Consider the following 19,688-nt stretch of genomic DNA (forward strand, 5'->3'; position numbering starts at 1 on the left):
TGTATGATTCATTTCATACTAATAAGACCTAAGGATGTGTAAATATGCTGACAAATGAACAGCTTAACGAATTAAAGAAAACACTTATAGATGAAAAAGAAATGTTGAATACCCAAATCGAAGCTAATAGCGAGGAAGGATATCTGGATGGGAGCCAGCGCGAAGCAACAGGTGAATTATCCTCCTACGATAACCATCCGGCTGACAGTGGAACAGAATTATTTGAACGCACCAAGAACTTTGCAATGGATGAGCATCATGAAGCCCAAATAGAAAAAATCGACAACGCCCTGAAAGCTATTGAGGACGGAACATATGGCAAATGTGCAGAATGCCGACAAGAAATTCCATTTGAACGACTTGAAGCTGTACCATATACTCTATACTGCGTAGATCACTCACAGGAACAAAACTTGTCCACTGGCAGGCCTTCCGAAGAGGATGTTCTGGAACAGACTCACAACACAGACTTCGACCGCAGGCAAAATGAAGAAATGACCGATAACCGAAACAGTTTTAAGGATGTTGCGGAATTCGGTACTTCTGAAACCCCGGCCGATTTTACAGGCGATCATAAGGACTATAATAAACTGTACATTGATAACGAGAAAGAAGGAGGTTTCACTGAAGATTATGAGTCATTCAGCGCCACAGATATGGATGGCAGCGATCGACAGGTCTTCCAAAGTGAAACAGAGGAAGAATACGAAGAAATGCTTGATGACGCCGGCATGGAATCACAGCTTGGAGATATCCCTTATAAAGAGGAAGATAGCTATATAGAAGATAATAAAAATGAAGATAAAAACCGATCAAAGTAATTTTTGAAAAGCCATACAAAAAGGCTTAGGTTTATAATCTGAGTTCCAAACTGTAGACAAGCCCAATTAAAGAGGGCTTGTCTACAGTTTTTTCATCTTTTGTGGAAAGTATAACAGGTCTGTTGATTTCCGTTCCAGGCGCTTCGCTTTCCGCGGGGCTGGCGCTGAGCCTCCTCGTCGCTTCGCTCCTGCGGGGTCTCACCTGACCAGCTGCGCCCGCAGGAGTCTACGCGCCTTCCACTCCAATCAACAGGTTTTCAATAACTATTCTGTGACCTGTATCTTTGTCGACAAGCTGAGGTTCTAGTTTATTATCTGAGCCTTTTTGATTTGACTCCCCAAAATTTAACTATGGTTTTTATGGTAAATAAAAGAAGATTATATATACGAACCAACCTAAAAAATTTACAATTATCCCCTACTGGAATTAAAATTAAACTATTCACGGACAGGGAGCTGGTATTTTTGGAAAAATTTAAAGTAGGTATTATTGGGACAGGTTTTGGGGCTAAGGTTCATGCCCCAATGCTGGTTCACCATGTAGGATTCCAGGTAGTAGCAATTTCAAGTGTATCAAGGGGGAATATCGAAGAGGCACGGAATGTCAGTGGAATAGATAAGGTATATACTGACTGGCAGCAGATGCTCGAGCAGGAAACTCTAGATTTAGTAGTTGTTGCTTCTGCAGTAAATTTACATAAGGAAATGGCAGTTGCTGCTTTCAAAAAAGGCGTTCATGTAGTTTGTGAAAAGCCAATGGCTTTGGATACAAAAGAAACAAATGAAATGATTGCAGAAAGAGATCATGCAGGAAAATGGGGACTTATCAACCATGAATTCCGCTTTCTGCCGGCACGAACGAAGGTAAAAGAAATTTTAGAAAGCGGCAGACTCGGGAAGGTCTTGCATGTCCGTTACCTGTGCTCATTCGCTAATTATACTGCCCTTATTTCAAAGCCCCGCGGCTGGCTGGGACAGGAAGAAAATGGCGGAGGAATGCTTGGTGCACTTGGTTCCCATATGATCGATTCTCTTCAATGGTGGCTGGACAGTACATTTAAAGAAGTGTATGGCCAGTTGCCAATCCATATTCCTGTACAGTCCGAACATAACGGAAATAAAGAACTAAGGACAGCTGATGATGCATTCCAGATCATTGGCACTCTGGAAAATGGAACCACAGTAACGGTCGAACTAATTTCTGCGGCACTCCAAACTGAAAACACATGGCGACTTGAAGTATTTGGAACGGAAGGCACACTTGTTATGCTGGACGATAAAAAGGTTCTGATATCCGCTGGAAATTCCCATTTTGAAGAAGTTGAATTAGTGCCTGATCTAGAAGCACCTCCAAGTATGCCCCAAATCGCAGCAAGGTACTATAATGGATTCCAAAGGGCTTTAGATGCACTCCATGCAACTCTGGTTTCCGGAAAAAAACACCCCTATCTTGCCGATTTTGAAGATGGATCTTCCACTCAAAAGGTATTAGATGCTGTCAGGAAATCTGCACGCGAAGGAAAAAAAGCAGAAGTGAAGTAAATATTACGAACTCATAAATACAGAAAGTGACGTGTGCTAATTCACACGTCACTTTTTTATGGTATTAGTTTTTTATTGCATTGGAAACTAATTCAGATTACACCTTTAAGGCAGACTTTATTTCCCATATCTGGTCCGCATATTCAGTAATGGTTCTGTCGCTGGAGAAGAATCCAGACTTTGCAATATTAACGAGGCTCATCTTCAGCCAGGCACTGCGGTCTAAATATTTCCTGCTAACCTCCTGATGGGCAAAAGCATAGGAATCAAAATCTCGCAGGACAAAATATTGGTCATTGTGACCAAGCAAAGAATCGTAGATCTCAGTAAAGTGATTCTCTGTATCCGGGAAAAATCCATTAATCAGCTGATCCGCCACTTCACGGATTCGCTTGTCATGATGGTAATATTCGAGTGAATGGTAACCGCCATTGTTTTGGTAATCCAGCACTTCTTCAGCGGTTAAGCCAAACAGGAAAATATTATCCCTCCCAACCAAGTCTGTGATTTCCACATTGGCACCATCTAGGGTACCCAGCGTCAATGCACCGTTCATCATGAATTTCATGTTACCCGTTCCGGAAGCTTCCTTGCTTGCTGTTGAAATCTGCTCGCTGATATCCGCAGCAGGGAAGATTTCTTCTGCCAAAGACACCCGATAGTTTTCGAGGAAGACAACCTTTAGCTTCTCATTTACAGCCGGATCGCTATTTACCTTGTGGGCAACACTATTAATCAATTTTATGACCTTTTTAGCAAAGTAGTAACCTGGTGAAGCCTTTGCTCCAAAAATGAAAGTCCGCGGATACAATAAAGCTTCAGGATCTTCCTTAAGAGCATTATACAGGTGCATGATGTGGAGGACATTCAGCAGCTGGCGCTTATAAGCATGCAGCCTTTTTACCTGAACATCAAAAATCGATTCATTATCAATTTTTAAACCAGTTTTATCAAAGATCCTGTTTGCCAACCTCAGTTTATTTGCCTGTTTAATAGCATGCATTTTCTCAAGAAAAGCAGAATCTTCACTAAACCTCATTAACTCCTCAAGCTGTTGAGGTGCTGAAATCCATTCAGGTCCAATTGAATCCGAAATCAACCCAGACAATTCGGGATTGGCTTTCAATAGCCAGCGGCGATGGGTGATTCCATTTGTCTTATTATTGAAGCGCTCAGGATATAACTGATAAAATAAATTCATTTCGCGATTTTTTAAAATTTCTGTATGGAGCATTGCCACACCATTGATGCTATGGCTGCCAACAATCGCTAAAGGAGCCATCCTGATCTCTCCATGAGCGATTATAGCCATACTTTCAACCCTGCCCCAATCGCCAGGATATTGCTCCCAAACCTGCTTGCAAAAACGCTCGTTTATTTCCTCGACAATCATGAATATCCGAGGAAGCAGCGGTTTGAATATCCTGATCGGCCATTTTTCTAGAGCCTCCGCCAGAGTCGTATGATTTGTGTATGAAAGTGTTTCAACGGTAATATGCCATGCATCATCCCAGCCGAGCCCTTCCTCATCCATCAAAATCCTCATCAATTCAGGTACAGCGATCGCAGGGTGAGTATCATTAATATGGATGCTGACATAGTCATGGAACTCTAGCAAGCTCTTATTCTTCTTTTTAAAAGATTGAACGATTGCCTTAAGGCTCGCTGCTACAAGGAAGTATTGCTGCTTAAGGCGAAGGATCTTGCCTTCATCATGTGTGTCATCAGGATATAAAAACTCGGAAACCGATTCTGTATCCTTTTTATATTTGAAAATATCAGCATTAGCCGGAAACCTGGATGGTTCCGCATTCCAGAGCCTCAAGGTGTTGACTGTTTCAGTCTGATAACCGATGACAGGCAAGTCGTAAGGAACAGCCATGATCGTCTCAGCATTTAAATGCCTGAACACCAGACGGCCATTTTCCATCCGGCTCTCGATTTCACCCCAAAATGGGATTTCAACCGCATCGTCTGCCTTGCGCACTTCCCATACATGTCCGTGACGCAGCCATTGCTCAGGAAGCTCCACTTGATACCCATCAACAATTTTCTGTTCGAACAACCCGTGTTTATAACGGATTCCACAGCCATGACCTGGCAAATCCAACGAGGCAAGTGAGTCGAGAAAGCAAGCAGCCAGACGGCCGAGCCCGCCATTGCCAAGCCCGGCATCCGCTTCGATTTCCTCCAGGTGGTCCAGATCGATTCCCAGTTCTTCAAGTCCTTTACATACCACTTTTTCAACGCCCAAATTAATAAGATTATGGCGAAGCAAACGGCCCAGCAAAAATTCAATTGACAAGTAATATACCTGCTTCTTTGCGCCTGCGCGGTACAGTTCGTTCGTCCTGATCCAGTCTGCGCTCACATGCTCCCTGATCATATGCCCAAGAGTCTGGAACTGCTCTCGGCTCGTGCTCTCTTCGAAGCTTGTTCCAAACATCATCTCGAGCTTTTTCAAGAAAGTGGTTTTGAATTTGGGAACACTAGAAAACATGCGATTCACTCCTTGAGATGAGATCAGAATACAACTCATTGTATTGTTTAGCTGATTGTGCCCAGCTGTAATCTGTTTCCATGGCATTTCTGGCCAGTCTTTCCCATCTTTCTTCTTGGTGGAAGAGCGATATTGCTTTTTCAATTGTAAACAGCATGTCATGGGCATTGAAATTTTTGAAGGTAAAACCATTACCCTCATCGTTAAACTCATTGTACGGCTGGACAGTGTCGTTCAGACCGCCCGTTTCCCTGACAACAGGAACCGCCCCATAACGCATCGCAATCATCTGGCTCAGCCCGCAAGGTTCAAATTGTGAAGGCATAAGGAATATATCAGCACCAGCATAAATCTGATGAGCCAAATTTTCATCAAAGCCAATATATGCCTTGCATTGTTCAGGATATTTTTCTGACATATCCCTGAAGAATTGTTCAAATTCAGGGTCTCCTGTACCGAGGACTACTAGCTGTATACCAGTCGCCATTATTTCATGGAATACTCCTGTGACTAAATCAAGTCCCTTTTGTTTTGTTAATCTGGTAATCATCGCTGCAACTGGAATTTCGCTGCTTTCCGGAAGTCCAAAAAACCGCTGAATCTCGAGCTTATTTTCAACTCGCAATTCATATGATTCCGGACTGAAGCTGATGGCAAGACCAGCATAAGTTTTTGGATCATACAAATCGTGATCAATTCCGTTCAAAATTCCTGACAGGTCTTCACGTCTCTTTCTCAAAATACCATCAAGCTTTTCTCCATAATAAGCTGTCTGGATTTCATCCTTGTAAGTAGGGCTGACAGTAGTTATATGGTCAGCGGAAATCAAAGCCGCCTTCATGAAATTGGCGTTGCCGAAAAACTCGAGCTGCTCTTCATTGAAATAACGGCTGTCAATGTGCAGCAAGTTCCCGAGAATTTCACGGGGGAAAATGCCCTGGAACTGAAGGTTATGAATCGTGAATACAGAACGGATTAATCCATAGCCAGGCTTCTTATAATATTCTGTCCTCAGTAAAAAAGGGATCATCCCGGTGTGCCAGTCATGGCAATGAATGACATCAGGGTAAAATTCAACTTCTGCGATAAAATCCAGTACAGCACGATTAAAAAAGGAAAAACGTTCACCATCATCATAATGTCCATAAAGCGAATCCCGCTTGAAGTAATATTCATTGTCAACAAAGTAAAAGGTTACTCCTTCATATTCAAGAGTTTCGATACCGCAAAATTGAGATCGCCAGCCTACCTGCACGGTATACTCTTTCATTTTCTTCATTTCAGAGCGGTATTTTTCCGGAATCATCCCGTACTTCGGCAAAATCACCCTTACATCTGCTCCCAGCTTTTTTAATTCCTTTGGCAGAGATCCGGCAACATCTGCCAAACCGCCAGACTTGATGAAAGGGACACACTCCGATACTGCAAACAATACTTTCACGATCCAGTCCTCACTCCCTGAACTGTACCTTTTCTGATGACAGCTGGTGAACCTTCAGGCGCTGTAATCACAGTACCTGCTTCAATGCGTACATCTTTATCGACAATAACAGATTCCAAAATACAGTTCTCCTTAATTTGCGTTTTTTGCATGATGATACAGTTACGGATAACTGTATTTTTCCCGATTTTGACTCCCCTTGCGATGATGCTGTTCTCCACGGTCCCTTCAATCAGCCCGCCGTTTGCTACCATTGAGTTCCGTACAGATGCCTCTTTTTCATAGCGGGTAGGAGGCTCATCCTTGACTTTTGTTAATATTGGCCGCTCTTTTGGAAACAGCTGCTTCCATACTTCAGGGTTCAGCAAATCCATGCTGGCAGTATAATACTTATCGATTGTATCTACCATTAGGGCATATCCATCACATTGATAATAGCAAAGCTTAAACTGGCTATCGATATCTGTTACCACATCTCTCATGGTCGAATACCCTGTTTCATTTCGTGTTGCAATCAAGTCCATCAGAAGGGTTTTCTTAACAAGGTATATGCCAAGCGAAGCTCCGTCCTTCTGTACTTCAGTAATATCACAACCCGATTTTAGATGCCAGTCAAGCAACGGCTGAAAATCCATATTGAAAACAGTATACGAATTGGAGATTAAGGCATACTCCTGCGTGCTGCGTTCGAAAAAGTCAATATTGTCGGCAAAATGGTCAAGCGACCCTATTCCTGGATGATGGGGCTGATCCAGATTAGGCGTAGGGAAGAAAAACAAGCCATCCCTTTTGCGGTTTAAGTCCCAGTTTTTTCCTGATCCTAAATGGTCCATCAGTGACCTGTATTGAAATTTTGGAAAAATCGCCACGCTATTGATGCCTGAATTCACCATATTGGACAGGATGAAATCAATCAGACGATATCGCCCGCCAAATGGTATGGCTGCAACCGATCGGTGAAGAGCCAGTTCCCGGAGATCGTCGTGAACGGTTGTTGCGTCTATTACTCCCAATAATTGTTTGTTCATTTCTCTTTCCTCCCGTAATCGGATCAATTGGACTGCAATTCTCCGATTGTCTCTTCCGATACTAAAGTGATTTCATTACTATCAAGTCCCGGTCCAATAATTGTTCCATCAGGCACAAGAACTCCTGGGGATACAATGGCTTTTTCAATCCTGCAATTAAGTCCGATCACCGCATCTGGCATAATCACCGATTCCTTTACTACAGCACCCTTCCTTACGGTCACTCCCTGAAAGACAACTGACTTGGATACTTCCCCTTCGATTTTGCAGCCCTCATTGACTAGAGAGTCCGTCACTTCGCCTTCCGGACAAATGTATTGCGGCGGCTGATTAGGGTTTACAGAATAGATTCGCCATGACTGATCAAACAGGTTCAATTCGCAGTTCCGGTCCAATAAATCCATATTCGCTTCCCACAGGCTTTGAACAGTTCCTACATCCTTCCAATATCCTTTAAACGGATAGGCAAAAAGTTTCTTTTCTTCTTTTAGCATTAAAGGAATGATATCCTTGCCAAAGTCATGGCTTGAATCAGGATTTTGATCATCCCTTATCAGATATTCCCTTAAAACACTCCATTTAAAAATATAAATACCCATTGAAGCAAGATTATTTTTTGCATCTTCAGGTTTTTCTTCAAATTCAGTAATCTTCAATTCAGAATCGGTGTTCATAATGCCAAAACGATTTGTTTCCTCCCACGGAACCTCGATTACAGAAATGGTAGCGTCTGCACCCTTTTCAATATGGTAATCAAGCATCAGTTCATAATTCATTTTGTAAATATGGTCACCAGAAAGAATCAGCACATATTCTGGTTCATATTGATAAAGATAATTCAAATTTTGATAGATCGCGCTTGCAGTACCTGAATACCATTTCACCTCGGATGTTTCAGCGTATGGTGGCAGCACAGTAACACCGCCATCCTTTCTGTCAAGATCCCAGGCACTTCCTATCCCAATATATGAGTTCAGTAAAAGCGGCTGGTACTGTGTCAATACACCAACTGTATAGATTCCCGAATTCGTGCAGTTGCTAAGCGGGAAATCAATGATCCGATATTTGCCGCCAAAAGGGACAGCTGGCTTAGCTAGGTTCTTTGTCAATGAGTGCAGACGGCTTCCTTTTCCTCCTGCCAACAGCATTGCTACGCATTTCTTCTTTTTCATGATTGTTTCTCCCCTTTCTTTTGATAACAGGACGTAAAATCGAAATTCCGAATGGAGAAATATTCATTTCTATAGAATATGGCCTTCCATGGAAGGCTATTTCTTTCGCTTCAATCACCTTTTTATTAATAAAACCAGAGCCTCCGAATGGCTGGGCGTCGCTGTTCATTATTTCTCTGTACTCACCTGGCTTTGGTACTCCGATTTTATAATCGCTGTAAACTTTTTCTGTAAAATTGCAAACAATCACAAGGATTTCTTCCGGGTTCTTTCCTTTTCGAATAAAGGAAAATATCGACTGCTCATGGTTATCAGCATCAATCCATTCAAACCCTTCATAGCTCTGGTCCACTTCATATAATGGCTTTGAACGTTTGTACAGTTTCATTAACTCCTTCACATAAACGTTCATTTTTTGATGCATTTCATAATCAAGCAGACTCCAGTCTAACTGCTCCTGGTCTTTCCATTCAGAGAACTGTCCGAACTCTGTTCCCATGAACGTCAGCTTTTTTCCCGGATGGACTCCCAAGAATCCAAGCAATAATCTGAGCTGCGCGAATTTTTGCCAGTAATCTCCTGGCATTTTATCAAGCAATGACTTTTTACCATGGACTACTTCATCATGTGAAAAAGGAAGAACAAAGTTCTCAGAAAAGGCATAAAGGAGAGAAAAAGTTACTTTATCATGTATATGCTTCCTTTCATGTGATTCTGTCTCCATATACTTTAATGTGTCATTCATCCATCCCATGTTCCACTTGTATGTAAACCCAAGCCCTCCATACTCCACAGGTGCTGTCACCTGAGGCCAATCAGTCGAATCCTCAGCAATCATCAAAGCAGCAGGCTCATAATCCCTTACAGCCTTATTCAGCTTCTTTAAAAAATCCACACCATTGGGATTAGCAGTCTGAACTGAATTAGGCCAGTAGATGATATTAGCCACAGCATCAACCCGAAAGCCATCAATATGATATTTTTCAAGCCAGAATAAAGCACTGGAAATCAGGAAGCTTTGTACCTCTGTTTTTCCCAAGTCAAAATTGGCCGTTCCCCAGACGCGATTTTCACGATCATTTTCATATTGATATTCATAAACATAGCTGCCATCAAACTGGTACAGCCCATGCGCATCCTTGCAAAAATGTCCTGGAATCCAGTCAATGATTACTCCAATTCCATTTTGATGGCATATATCAACGAAATACATAAAATCATGCGGGGTGCCATATCTGCTAGTAACAGAGAAATAACCGGTAGATTGGTAGCCCCAGGAGATATCGAGCGGATGCTCAGTTAGCGGCAATAATTCGATATGTGTGTATCCATGCGTTAAAATATATGGAATCAGCTCATCTGCCAGCTCACGGTAAGTAAGGAAAGAGCCATCTGCTGCCTTTTTCCAGGAACCTGCATGCAGCTCATAGATATACATAGGTTCATCCAGGCTGCTTTTTCTCTCCCTCTTCTGCAGCCATTTATGATCACTCCATTTATAACCTTCGAGAGGATAAACAATTGAAGCTGTGTTCGGCCTAAGCTCTGAAAAAAACGCGTATGGATCTGCCTTTAAAATCCTCTCACCTGCCTGGGATGTGATTTCATACTTATAAATCGCCCCAGAAAGGTCGCCTTCTAGTACAATCTGCCATACACCTTCATTATTCACTTTGTGCAAACCAAAACCGTTGCCATCCCATTGATTAAAGTCCCCTGCCAGACTCACAGCCCTGGCATTTGGAGCCCACACACAAAATCGAGTATATGTATTAGATTCATTTTTAATGACATGCGCACCAAATAAATTGTAACTCTGGTACAAAGTGCCTTCATGGAATAGATGCAATTCAAACTCTGTAGGATTGATTACCAAACCCTTCCACCTGCCTTTATTAGAACATGCTTAATATTTTTGGAAACACCCTTTTTCAGTAGTATTCTAGTTAGCAGCGCGAAATCCTTGTAAACATTTTTTTAATATTTCGACAATAAATCTTAATAAAATATTAATATCGACAAACACTGACAATTGGTAGCGCTTTAATGTACTAAATCTTCCAATTACGCGAATTATGTTGAAGGAAAGTTTACTATTTTTGAAAAGAGAATAATGATTTTTTAGAGGAAACGCTGAAATTTCTTGGGTGATAGAGAGTAATAGCAGAAAAAATATTATTGAAATGATAACGTTTTCATTTCAACTTGTTATTTAGCCTTTCTCATTGAGGCGACTCTCAAACATACTAGTAGGTAAAGAGGTCTGTGGCATTGGCATTTTAAGATACCCATTTAGCAGATAACCAACATCCAGGTAAAAATGTGGTAATAGATGACCAGCGGAATTGAAACTATGTTAACCAGGTTTAAGATGAATGGATATTGACTAATTATTCCTTCAGCCAATTTCGACTTATTAAACATAAAATCAATATTATATACCCTTTTTGGGGGCTTAATAAACCTAATGGAGTTATGTTTATCCTTTTTTTAGAACTTGGCTGTCTTACTTTTTCTGTTGATTTCCGCTCCAGGCACTCGCTTTCCGCAGGGCGTCCGGTGCACCACGTCATCGTTTTGCTCCTGCGAGGACTCACCGTTGCCGCTGATCCGGCAGGCCTATGAACGGTTTCCTCGAATCTTGCTACGCACGATGGAAATGCATTTGCATTTTCTGAAGAGTCGGCCCTCCGCCCCAATAAACAGGTGCTTAAAAACATTGACCTTAATACAACTAAACAGAAAAAAAGCTGTTAGCAATAATGCTAACAGCTTTCCTTATGACCCCTACGGGATTCGAACCCGTGTTACCGCCGTGAAAGGGCGGTGTCTTAACCGCTTGACCAAGGGGCCTTATGGCGGAGAAGGAGGGATTTGAACCCTCGCGCCGGTTACCCGACCTACACCCTTAGCAGGGGCGCCTCTTCAGCCTCTTGAGTACTTCCCCATATGGCTCCGCAGGTAGGATTCGAACCTACGACCGCTCGGTTAACAGCCGAGTGCTCTACCACTGAGCTACTGCGGAATAATAAAATGATAAAAAAAATGGGCCTAAATGGACTCGAACCATCGACCTCACGCTTATCAGGCGTGCGCTCTAACCAGCTGAGCTATAGGCCCTTATGGAGCGGGTGAAGAGAATCGAACTCTCATCATCAGCTTGGAAGGCTGAGGTTTTACCACTAAACTACACCCGCAAAAAATGGGGCGACTGATGGGAATCGAACCCACGAATGCCTGAACCACAATCAGGTGCGTTAACCACTTCGCCACAATCGCCATATTTCAAAATGCATATTAAATTAAAAAAAATAAAGGTGGCTCAGGACGGAATCGAACCGCCGACACAAGGATTTTCAGTCCTTTGCTCTACCGACTGAGCTACTGAGCCACAAATGGCGGTCCCGACCGGGATCGAACCGGCGATCTCCTGCGTGACAGGCAGGCATGTTAACCGCTACACCACGGGACCAAAGTTTTTTTCAAGTGTATTACTTAAAAAAACTTAATTGCGGGGGCAGGATTTGAACCTGCGACCTTCGGGTTATGAGCCCGACGAGCTACCGGGCTGCTCCACCCCGCGACGATAATAAAAATATCTTATTGTTTATGCTCCTTGAGAGCAAGTGCTGTCCCGATCTCAGGAAGCTAATTCAAGCTGCTGCTCGATCGGTACAACTCGCAGTTCATTCAGTGAAGTAACGCTCGTTGCTCCACCCCGCGACGGTAATAAATGCAAATGAAATTATGGAGGAGGTAGAGGGATTCGAACCCCCGCGCGGTGTTACCCGCCTGTCGGTTTTCAAGACCGATCCCTTCAGCCGGACTTGGGTATACCTCCGTGAAATAACAAACAATATATGGTGGACCTTGTAGGACTCGAACCTACGACCGGACGGTTATGAGCCGTCTGCTCTAACCAGCTGAGCTAAAGGTCCATGTTTAGCCTAGATTGAATAGGTTCAACCAGATTGTAAAATTGGTAGCGGCGGAGGGGATCGAACCCCCGACCTTACGGGTATGAACCGTACGCTCTAGCCAGCTGAGCTACACCGCCAAATTAAATTTTCAAAAAGATATGGTGGAGCCTAGCGGGATCGAACCGCTGACCTCCTGCGTGCAAGGCAGGCGCTCTCCCAGCTGAGCTAAGGCCCCATATTATATCAGTATCTGGTCGGGAAGACAGGATTCGAACCTGCGACCCCTTGGTCCCAAACCAAGTGCTCTACCAAGCTGAGCTACTCCCCGATATAGAGTAAAATATTGGCGCGCCCGAAAGGAGTCGAACCCATAACCTTCTGATCCGTAGTCAGACGCTCTATCCAATTGAGCTACGGGCGCATATGATGTTAAATCGAAAATGGTGCCGAGGACCGGAATCGAACCGGTACGGTAGTCACCTACCGCAGGATTTTAAGTCCTGTGCGTCTGCCAGTTCCGCCACCCCGGCTAAGGAACTTTTGGAGCGGAAGACGGGATTCGAACCCGCGACCCCAACCTTGGCAAGGTTGTATTCTACCACTGAACTACTTCCGCATACATATTTTTTTAGAAAAAATGGTGCGGGTGAAGGGAGTCGAACCCCCACGCCTTGCGGCGCCGGATCCTAAGTCTGGTGCGTCTGCCAATTCCGCCACACCCGCATATAAAGTTGAAATGGTGAGCCATGAAGGACTCGAACCTTCGACCCTCTGATTAAAAGTCAGATGCTCTACCGACTGAGCTAATGGCTCGTACGTGTGTAATTAGGTTAAAAATGGTGCCGGCGAGAGGACTTGAACCCCCAACCTACTGATTACAAGTCAGTTGCTCTACCAATTGAGCTACACCGGCAAATGTAATGGTGGAGGATGACGGGATCGAACCGCCGACCCTCTGCTTGTAAGGCAGATGCTCTCCCAGCTGAGCTAATCCTCCATTTGAAACTGCCCGGCGACGTCCTACTCTCACAGGGGGAAACCCCCAACTACCATCGGCGCTGAGAAGCTTAACTTCCGTGTTCGGTATGGGAACGGGTGTGACCTTCTCGCTATCGTCACCAGACATTTTTTAAAGACAATTTCTATTATATCGTCTTTTATGCATTTTGCAAGAGAAATTTTTCATTCCCTCAAAACTAGATAATGTGTAAGAAGAATTAGAAGAACGAGTAATCTATTTGGTTAAGTCCTCGAACGATTAGTATCAGTCAGCTCCACACGTCACCGCGCTTCCACCTCTGACCTATCAACCTGATCATCTTTCAGGGTTCTTACTAGCTTGCGCTATGGGAAATCTCATCTTGAGGGGGGCTTCATGCTTAGATGCTTTCAGCACTTATCCCGTCCGCACATAGCTACCCAGCGATGCCTTTGGCAAGACAACTGGTACACCAGCGGTGCGTCCATCCCGGTCCTCTCGTACTAAGGACAGCTCCTCTCAAATTTCCTGCGCCCACGACGGATAGGGACCGAACTGTCTCACGACGTTCTGAACCCAGCTCGCGTACCGCTTTAATGGGCGAACAGCCCAACCCTTGGGACCGACTACAGCCCCAGGATGCGATGAGCCGACATCGAGGTGCCAAACCTCCCCGTCGATGTGGACTCTTGGGGGAGATAAGCCTGTTATCCCCGGGGTAGCTTTTATCCGTTGAGCGATGGCCCTTCCATGCGGAACCACCGGATCACTAAGCCCGACTTTCGTCCCTGCTCGACTTGTAGGTCTCGCAGTCAAGCTCCCTTGTGCCTTTACACTCTGCGAATGATTTCCAACCATTCTGAGGGAACCTTTGGGCGCCTCCGTTACTCTTTAGGAGGCGACCGCCCCAGTCAAACTGCCCACCTGACACTGTCTCCCGCCCCGATCGGGGGCGTGGGTTAGAATTTCAATACAGCCAGGGTAGTATCCCACCGACGCCTCCACCGAAGCTGGCGCTCCGGTTTCTCAGGCTCCTACCTATCCTGTACAAGCTGTACCAAAATTCAATATCAGGCTACAGTAAAGCTCCACGGGGTCTTTCCGTCCTGTCGCGGGTAACCTGCATCTTCACAGGTACTATAATTTCACCGAGTCTCTCGTTGAGACAGTGCCCAGATCGTTACGCCTTTCGTGCGGGTCGGAACTTACCCGACAAGGAATTTCGCTACCTTAGGACCGTTATAGTTACGGCCGCCGTTTACTGGGGCTTCGATTCAGAGCTTCGCTTGCGCTAACCCCTCCTCTTAACCTTCCAGCACCGGGCAGGCGTCAGCCCCTATACTTCGCCTTGCGGCTTCGCAGAGACCTGTGTTTTTGCTAAACAGTCGCCTGGGCCTATTCACTGCGGCTCATCTAGGCTATTCACCCAAATGAGCACCCCTTCTCCCGAAGTTACGGGGTCATTTTGCCGAGTTCCTTAACGAGAGTTCTCTCGCTCACCTTAGGATTCTCTCCTCGCCTACCTGTGTCGGTTTGCGGTACGGGCACCTTTTATCTCGCTAGAGGCTTTTCTTGGCAGTGTGAAATCAGGAACTTCGGTACTATATTTCCCTCGCTGTCACAGCTCAGCCTTCACGCAAGCGGGATTTGCCTCACTTGCAGCCTTACTGCTTAGACGCGCATATCCAACAGCGCGCTTACCCTATCCTACTGCGTCCCCCCATTGCTCAAACGATAAAGAGGTGGTACAGGAATATCAACCTGTTGTCCATCGCCTACGCCTTTCGGCCTCGGCTTAGGTCCCGACTAACCCTGAGAGGACGAGCCTTCCTCAGGAAACCTTAGGCATTCGGTGGATGGGATTCTCACCCATCTTTCGCTACTCATACCGGCATTCTCACTTCTAAGCGCTCCACCAGTCCTTACGGTCTAGCTTCAACGCCCTTAGAACGCTCTCCTACCACTGACATCAAAGATGTCAATCCACAGCTTCGGTGATACGTTTAGCCCCGGTACATTTTCGGCGCAGAGTCACTCGACCAGTGAGCTATTACGCACTCTTTAAATGGTGGCTGCTTCTAAGCCAACATCCTGGTTGTCTAAGCAACTCCACATCCTTTTCCACTTAACGTATACTTTGGGACCTTAGCTGGTGGTCTGGGCTGTTTCCCTTTTGACTACGGATCTTATCACTCGCAGTCTGACTCCCACGGATAAGTCTTTGGCATTCGGAGTTTGTCTGAATTCGGTAACCCGATGAGGGCCCCTAGTCCAAACAGTGCTCTACCTCCAAGACTCTTACAACGTGAGGCTAGCCCTAAAGCTATTTCGGAGAGAACCAGCTATCTCCAAGTTCGATTGGAATTTCTCCGCTACCCACACCTCATCCCCGCACTTTTCAACGTGCGTGGGTTCGGGCCTCCAGTTGGTGTTACCCAACCTTCACCCTGGACATGGGTAGATCACCTGGTTTCGGGTCTACGACCACATACTCATTCGCCCTATTCAGACTCGCTTTCGCTGCGGCTCCGTCTTCTCAACTTAACCTTGCATGGGATCGTAACTCGCCGGTTCATTCTACAAAAGGCACGCCATCACCCATTAACGGGCTCTGACTACTTGTAGGCACACGGTTTCAGGATCTATTTCACTCCCCTTCCGGGGTGCTTTTCACCTTTCCCTCACGGTACTGGTTCACTATCGGTCACTAGGGAGTATTTAGCCTTGGGAGATGGTCCTCCCAGCTTCCGACGGGATCTCTCGTGTCCCGCCGTACTCAGGATCCACTCAGGAGGGAACGAAGTTTCAACTACAGGGTTTTTACCTTCTCTGACGGGCCTTTCCAGACCACTTCATCTACCCCGTTCCTTTGTAACTCCATGTAGAGTGTCCTACAACCCCAAGAGGCAAGCCTCTTGGTTTGGGCTATGTCCCGTTTCGCTCGCCGCTACTCAGGGAATCGCGTTTGCTTTCTCTTCCTCCGGGTACTTAGATGTTTCAGTTCCCCGGGTCTGCCTTCAATACCCTATGTATTCAGGTAAAGATACTGTTCCATTACGAACAGTGGGTTTCCCCATTCGGAAATCTCCGGATCAAAGCTTACTTACAGCTCCCCGAAGCATATCGGTGTTAGTCCCGTCCTTCATCGGCTCCTAGTGCCAAGGCATCCACCGTGCGCCCTTTCTAACTTAACCGTTTGACAATAAATTGTCGTGGTTGATTCTCTATTAAATAGAGAGAAAAACTAAAATGGCGATCACTCGGTTTTTCTTGATTCTTCTTACTTACGATTATCTAGTTTTCAAGGAACAAAAAAGCTTTGAGGCACTTACTCCCTCAAAACTAAACAAACAAGCGGTCAACTGTACGAATTCGCTAGAATTCGTTTACGAACCAAAAGGTTCGCATTCCGATTGCCATTACGGCAATATCCTTAGAAAGGAGGTGATCCAGCCGCACCTTCCGATACGGCTACCTTGTTACGACTTCACCCCAATCATCTGTCCCACCTTAGGCGGCTGGCTCCAAAAGGTTACCCCACCGACTTCGGGTGTTACAAACTCTCGTGGTGTGACGGGCGGTGTGTACAAGGCCCGGGAACGTATTCACCGCGGCATGCTGATCCGCGATTACTAGCGATTCCGGCTTCATGCAGGCGAGTTGCAGCCTGCAATCCGAACTGAGAATGGTTTTATGGGATTGGCTTCACCTCGCGGCTTCGCTGCCCTTTGTTCCATCCATTGTAGCACGTGTGTAGCCCAGGTCATAAGGGGCATGATGATTTGACGTCATCCCCACCTTCCTCCGGTTTGTCACCGGCAGTCACCTTAGAGTGCCCAACTGAATGCTGGCAACTAAGATCAAGGGTTGCGCTCGTTGCGGGACTTAACCCAACATCTCACGACACGAGCTGACGACAACCATGCACCACCTGTCACTCTGTCCCCCGAAGGGGAACGCCCTATCTCTAGGGTTGTCAGAGGATGTCAAGACCTGGTAAGGTTCTTCGCGTTGCTTCGAATTAAACCACATGCTCCACCGCTTGTGCGGGCCCCCGTCAATTCCTTTGAGTTTCAGCCTTGCGGCCGTACTCCCCAGGCGGAGTGCTTAATGCGTTTGCTGCAGCACTAAAGGGCGGAAACCCTCTAACACTTAGCACTCATCGTTTACGGCGTGGACTACCAGGGTATCTAATCCTGTTCGCTCCCCACGCTTTCGCGCCTCAGCGTCAGTTACAGACCAGAGAGCCGCCTTCGCCACTGGTGTTCCTCCACATCTCTACGCATTTCACCGCTACACGTGGAATTCCGCTCTCCTCTTCTGCACTCAAGTTCCCCAGTTTCCAATGACCCTCCCCGGTTGAGCCGGGGGCTTTCACATCAGACTTAAGGAACCGCCTGCGCGCGCTTTACGCCCAATAATTCCGGACAACGCTTGCCACCTACGTATTACCGCGGCTGCTGGCACGTAGTTAGCCGTGGCTTTCTGGTCAGGTACCGTCAAGGTACCGGCAGTTACTCCGGTACTTGTTCTTCCCTGACAACAGAGCTTTACGACCCGAAGGCCTTCATCGCTCACGCGGCGTTGCTCCGTCAGACTTTCGTCCATTGCGGAAGATTCCCTACTGCTGCCTCCCGTAGGAGTCTGGGCCGTGTCTCAGTCCCAGTGTGGCCGATCACCCTCTCAGGTCGGCTACGCATCGTCGCCTTGGTGAGCCGTTACCTCACCAACTAGCTAATGCGCCGCGGGCCCATCTGTAAGTGACAGCCGAAACCGTCTTTCAGCTTTTCCTCATGAGAGGAAAAGGATTATCCGGTATTAGCTCCGGTTTCCCGAAGTTATCCCAGTCTTACAGGCAGGTTGCCCACGTGTTACTCACCCGTCCGCCGCTGATCTTCAAAAGCAAGCTAATGAAGATCCGCTCGACTTGCATGTATTAGGCACGCCGCCAGCGTTCGTCCTGAGCCAGGATCAAACTCTCCAAAAAAGAGTTATGAGTTAGCTCATAAAGTTAAAACGTTGGCTCATGTTCTTTCTATATAATAGAAGAAACACGATCATTTATTGTTTGTTGACGCTTGTTTGTTTAGTTTTCAAAGAACAAGTTAGTTAGCTTGTCGCCTAGAAGCGACTTTATTAATATATCATGTCGATTTGTTATTGTCAACAACGTTTTTTATTTTATCATTTGTTAAAAACGATGTTGTTTATCAAATCTTGTTGCTCTCTCAAGCGAGATTAAATATACCATGGATAAAATATGTTTGCAATATAATTTTTAAAGAAATTTTACGAGTTAATATTTTTTCAAAACTTCCCCTACTTTCTTCTTATTAAATGTTTTATTAATAATTTTCTTTCCCTGTTCATATAATGGCTTGGACAAACTTTATGACGAGGTGATTTTGCTTGCTTCAATCATTCGCACTGTATCTATCATTATTCATGGCAATATTCCTGTTTTCTATTTCTTATATTGAGGCCATTAAAATTGCAAATGCCGAAGGAAAAGTTCGTGGCGGTACCTTTATTTTCAGCACATTATGCGCCTTTTTATTTTCTCGGTTCACATACTTGTTCATATAATGCTTCTTTGGAGTTTTGGTTATTTTTCCTTCATGCTCAATCTAACAGGATTTTTGCCTGCAAATTTATTATAAAATTAATAACTATTTAATTTTAACAGCCAATAAAAAAATCCCCTTACTCGAGGGGATTTTTTCTCATATCATTTCTTCTCACTCTTTAATTTATGAATCACCATTTGTTGTAATGCATTCAAGTCATCCCACACATAAGCCAATTCTACAACTTCCTTACCTGCAATTTTATCAGTTTCTTCGCCTGCTTTTACTGCCAGAAGACTTTCATAGAATTTAAGGCTTTTGTTTTCTTCAAGGACCCATACAAGCATTGATGTATAATTATGTTCCAGTAATTCATTTACTCCTGCCTGAAGTAGTTTCAATCCCAGTTTCTCTCTCTGATACTTTTTAAGTATGTAAATCGCGTATAGCTCTCCATCTGCATTGAACTTTTCTGTGCGTTTTTTTCCATAGGAAGCAAATCCGACTATCTTATTTTCTGTATTTAACGCGACAAATACAGGTGAAAGCTGGGAGGTCTGAGATAAACTCTTCTCCCACAGCCCTATTCGATCCTCAATATTTAACGAATCCAAATACTCCTGACTAATGATGCCAGTGTATGTTTCTTTCCAGCTTTCAATATGTACCCGGGCTATGCCCGGGGCGTCTCCTACTTCCGCTCTCCGTATATGCATAC

The 19,688-nt window shown here is 45.0% G+C and carries 8 protein-coding genes, 21 tRNA genes and 3 rRNA genes; 2 read left to right on the forward strand and 30 right to left on the reverse strand.

Translation table 11 applies throughout. From position 1 onward, the window contains the following. The first annotated feature begins 44 nt into the window (after nt 1-44). A complete protein-coding gene (locus tag AABM38_RS18880; protein WP_423407766.1) occupies nt 45-821 on the forward strand; it encodes a TraR/DksA C4-type zinc finger protein in 777 nt (258 codons plus the stop codon). A gap of 465 nt (nt 822-1,286) precedes the next feature. Beyond that, nucleotides 1,287-2,363, forward strand: a complete 1,077-nt coding sequence (locus tag AABM38_RS18885; RefSeq protein ID WP_423407767.1) for a Gfo/Idh/MocA family protein — start codon at nt 1,287-1,289, stop codon at nt 2,361-2,363. Between the two features lie 97 nt (nt 2,364-2,460). Here AABM38_RS18885 and AABM38_RS18890 read toward each other — a convergent pair whose 3' ends face one another. From AABM38_RS18890 to AABM38_RS19035, 30 genes are all read right to left on the reverse strand, one after another. Continuing rightward, nucleotides 2,461-4,863 carry a glycogen/starch/alpha-glucan phosphorylase gene (locus AABM38_RS18890; protein WP_423407768.1) on the reverse strand — a complete coding sequence of 801 codons (2,403 nt, stop codon included), beginning with the start codon at nt 4,861-4,863 and terminating at the stop codon, nt 2,461-2,463. Then, on the reverse strand, nt 4,853-6,304 hold the full coding sequence (gene glgA / locus AABM38_RS18895) for a glycogen synthase GlgA (protein ID WP_423407769.1): 1,452 nt from the start codon (nt 6,302-6,304) through the stop codon (nt 4,853-4,855). The genes AABM38_RS18890 and glgA overlap by 11 nt, the downstream gene beginning before the upstream one ends. Next, the gene (locus AABM38_RS18900; protein WP_423407770.1) at nt 6,301-7,332 is read right to left on the reverse strand and encodes a sugar phosphate nucleotidyltransferase; all 1,032 of its coding nucleotides are present in this window, start codon (nt 7,330-7,332) and stop codon (nt 6,301-6,303) included. Before AABM38_RS18900 ends, glgA begins: the two co-directional genes overlap by 4 nt. A 23-nt stretch (nt 7,333-7,355) precedes the next feature. Next, nucleotides 7,356-8,504 (reverse strand): glucose-1-phosphate adenylyltransferase, encoded by a 1,149-nt coding sequence (locus AABM38_RS18905; RefSeq protein ID WP_423407771.1) that lies wholly within the window; start codon nt 8,502-8,504, stop codon nt 7,356-7,358. Continuing rightward, the gene (gene glgB / locus AABM38_RS18910; RefSeq protein WP_423407772.1) at nt 8,422-10,380 is read right to left on the reverse strand and encodes a 1,4-alpha-glucan branching protein GlgB; all 1,959 of its coding nucleotides are present in this window, start codon (nt 10,378-10,380) and stop codon (nt 8,422-8,424) included. The genes AABM38_RS18905 and glgB overlap by 83 nt, the downstream gene beginning before the upstream one ends. Before the next feature lie 905 nt (nt 10,381-11,285). After that, nucleotides 11,286-11,357: transfer RNA gene (locus tag AABM38_RS18915), tRNA-Glu, on the reverse strand. Nucleotides 11,358-11,360: 3 nt separating this feature from the next. Continuing rightward, nucleotides 11,361-11,451 (reverse strand) — tRNA-Ser (locus tag AABM38_RS18920). 3 nt (nt 11,452-11,454) lie between these two features. Continuing rightward, nucleotides 11,455-11,529 (reverse strand) — tRNA-Asn (locus AABM38_RS18925). A 21-nt stretch (nt 11,530-11,550) separates the two neighbouring features. Continuing rightward, nucleotides 11,551-11,624: transfer RNA gene (locus tag AABM38_RS18930), tRNA-Ile, on the reverse strand. A 3-nt stretch (nt 11,625-11,627) separates the two neighbouring features. Continuing rightward, nucleotides 11,628-11,701: transfer RNA gene (locus tag AABM38_RS18935), tRNA-Gly, on the reverse strand. A gap of 6 nt (nt 11,702-11,707) precedes the next feature. Further along, a tRNA-His gene (locus tag AABM38_RS18940) sits at nt 11,708-11,783 on the reverse strand. Nucleotides 11,784-11,822: 39 nt separating this feature from the next. Next, nucleotides 11,823-11,895: transfer RNA gene (locus tag AABM38_RS18945), tRNA-Phe, on the reverse strand. A 5-nt stretch (nt 11,896-11,900) separates the two neighbouring features. After that, nucleotides 11,901-11,976 (reverse strand) — tRNA-Asp (locus AABM38_RS18950). Nucleotides 11,977-12,013: 37 nt separating this feature from the next. Beyond that, nucleotides 12,014-12,087 (reverse strand) — tRNA-Met (locus AABM38_RS18955). Between the two features lie 165 nt (nt 12,088-12,252). Continuing rightward, nucleotides 12,253-12,345 (reverse strand) — tRNA-Ser (locus tag AABM38_RS18960). Between the two features lie 20 nt (nt 12,346-12,365). Next, nucleotides 12,366-12,442, reverse strand: a tRNA-Ile gene (locus AABM38_RS18965). Nucleotides 12,443-12,484: 42 nt separating this feature from the next. After that, nucleotides 12,485-12,561 (reverse strand) — tRNA-Met (locus AABM38_RS18970). A 22-nt stretch (nt 12,562-12,583) separates the two neighbouring features. Continuing rightward, nucleotides 12,584-12,659: transfer RNA gene (locus AABM38_RS18975), tRNA-Ala, on the reverse strand. A gap of 16 nt (nt 12,660-12,675) precedes the next feature. Beyond that, nucleotides 12,676-12,752, reverse strand: a tRNA-Pro gene (locus AABM38_RS18980). Nucleotides 12,753-12,768: 16 nt separating this feature from the next. After that, nucleotides 12,769-12,845 (reverse strand) — tRNA-Arg (locus AABM38_RS18985). Between the two features lie 20 nt (nt 12,846-12,865). After that, nucleotides 12,866-12,954, reverse strand: a tRNA-Leu gene (locus AABM38_RS18990). An 11-nt stretch (nt 12,955-12,965) separates the two neighbouring features. Beyond that, nucleotides 12,966-13,040, reverse strand: a tRNA-Gly gene (locus AABM38_RS18995). Between the two features lie 22 nt (nt 13,041-13,062). Beyond that, a tRNA-Leu gene (locus AABM38_RS19000) sits at nt 13,063-13,147 on the reverse strand. A gap of 14 nt (nt 13,148-13,161) precedes the next feature. Then, a tRNA-Lys gene (locus AABM38_RS19005) sits at nt 13,162-13,237 on the reverse strand. A gap of 24 nt (nt 13,238-13,261) precedes the next feature. Continuing rightward, nucleotides 13,262-13,337 (reverse strand) — tRNA-Thr (locus AABM38_RS19010). A gap of 8 nt (nt 13,338-13,345) precedes the next feature. Further along, nucleotides 13,346-13,421: transfer RNA gene (locus tag AABM38_RS19015), tRNA-Val, on the reverse strand. A gap of 10 nt (nt 13,422-13,431) precedes the next feature. Further along, nucleotides 13,432-13,547, reverse strand: a 5S ribosomal RNA gene (gene rrf, locus AABM38_RS19020). 115 nt (nt 13,548-13,662) lie between these two features. Further along, nucleotides 13,663-16,597: ribosomal RNA gene (locus tag AABM38_RS19025) — 23S ribosomal RNA — on the reverse strand. Nucleotides 16,598-16,840: 243 nt separating this feature from the next. Then, a 16S ribosomal RNA gene (locus tag AABM38_RS19030) occupies nt 16,841-18,390 on the reverse strand. The 16S, 23S and 5S rRNA genes sit together here with 21 tRNA genes alongside, the layout of an rRNA operon. Before the next feature lie 741 nt (nt 18,391-19,131). Next, nucleotides 19,132-19,686 carry a GNAT family N-acetyltransferase gene (locus tag AABM38_RS19035; RefSeq protein WP_423407773.1) on the reverse strand — a complete coding sequence of 185 codons (555 nt, stop codon included), beginning with the start codon at nt 19,684-19,686 and terminating at the stop codon, nt 19,132-19,134. Nucleotides 19,687-19,688: the final 2 nt, after the last annotated feature.

It is taken from the genome of Heyndrickxia sp. MSNUG (assembly GCF_049532715.1).
Classification (GTDB): Bacteria; Bacillota; Bacilli; order Bacillales; family Cytobacillaceae; genus Mesobacillus.

Excerpts from the sequence above, each read along its gene's own strand:
- AABM38_RS18890 (WP_423407768.1), bottom strand. The coding sequence starts at position 4,863 with ATGTTTTCTAGTGTTCCCAAATTCAAAACCACTTTCTTGAAAAAGCTC.
- AABM38_RS18900 (WP_423407770.1), bottom strand. The coding sequence starts at position 7,332 with ATGAACAAACAATTATTGGGAGTAATAGACGCAACAACCGTTCACGAC.
- AABM38_RS19035 (WP_423407773.1), bottom strand. The coding sequence starts at position 19,686 with ATGCATATACGGAGAGCGGAAGTAGGAGACGCCCCGGGCATAGCCCGG.
- AABM38_RS18905 (WP_423407771.1), bottom strand. The coding sequence starts at position 8,504 with ATGAAAAAGAAGAAATGCGTAGCAATGCTGTTGGCAGGAGGAAAAGGA.
- AABM38_RS18880 (WP_423407766.1), top strand. The coding sequence starts at position 45 with ATGCTGACAAATGAACAGCTTAACGAATTAAAGAAAACACTTATAGAT.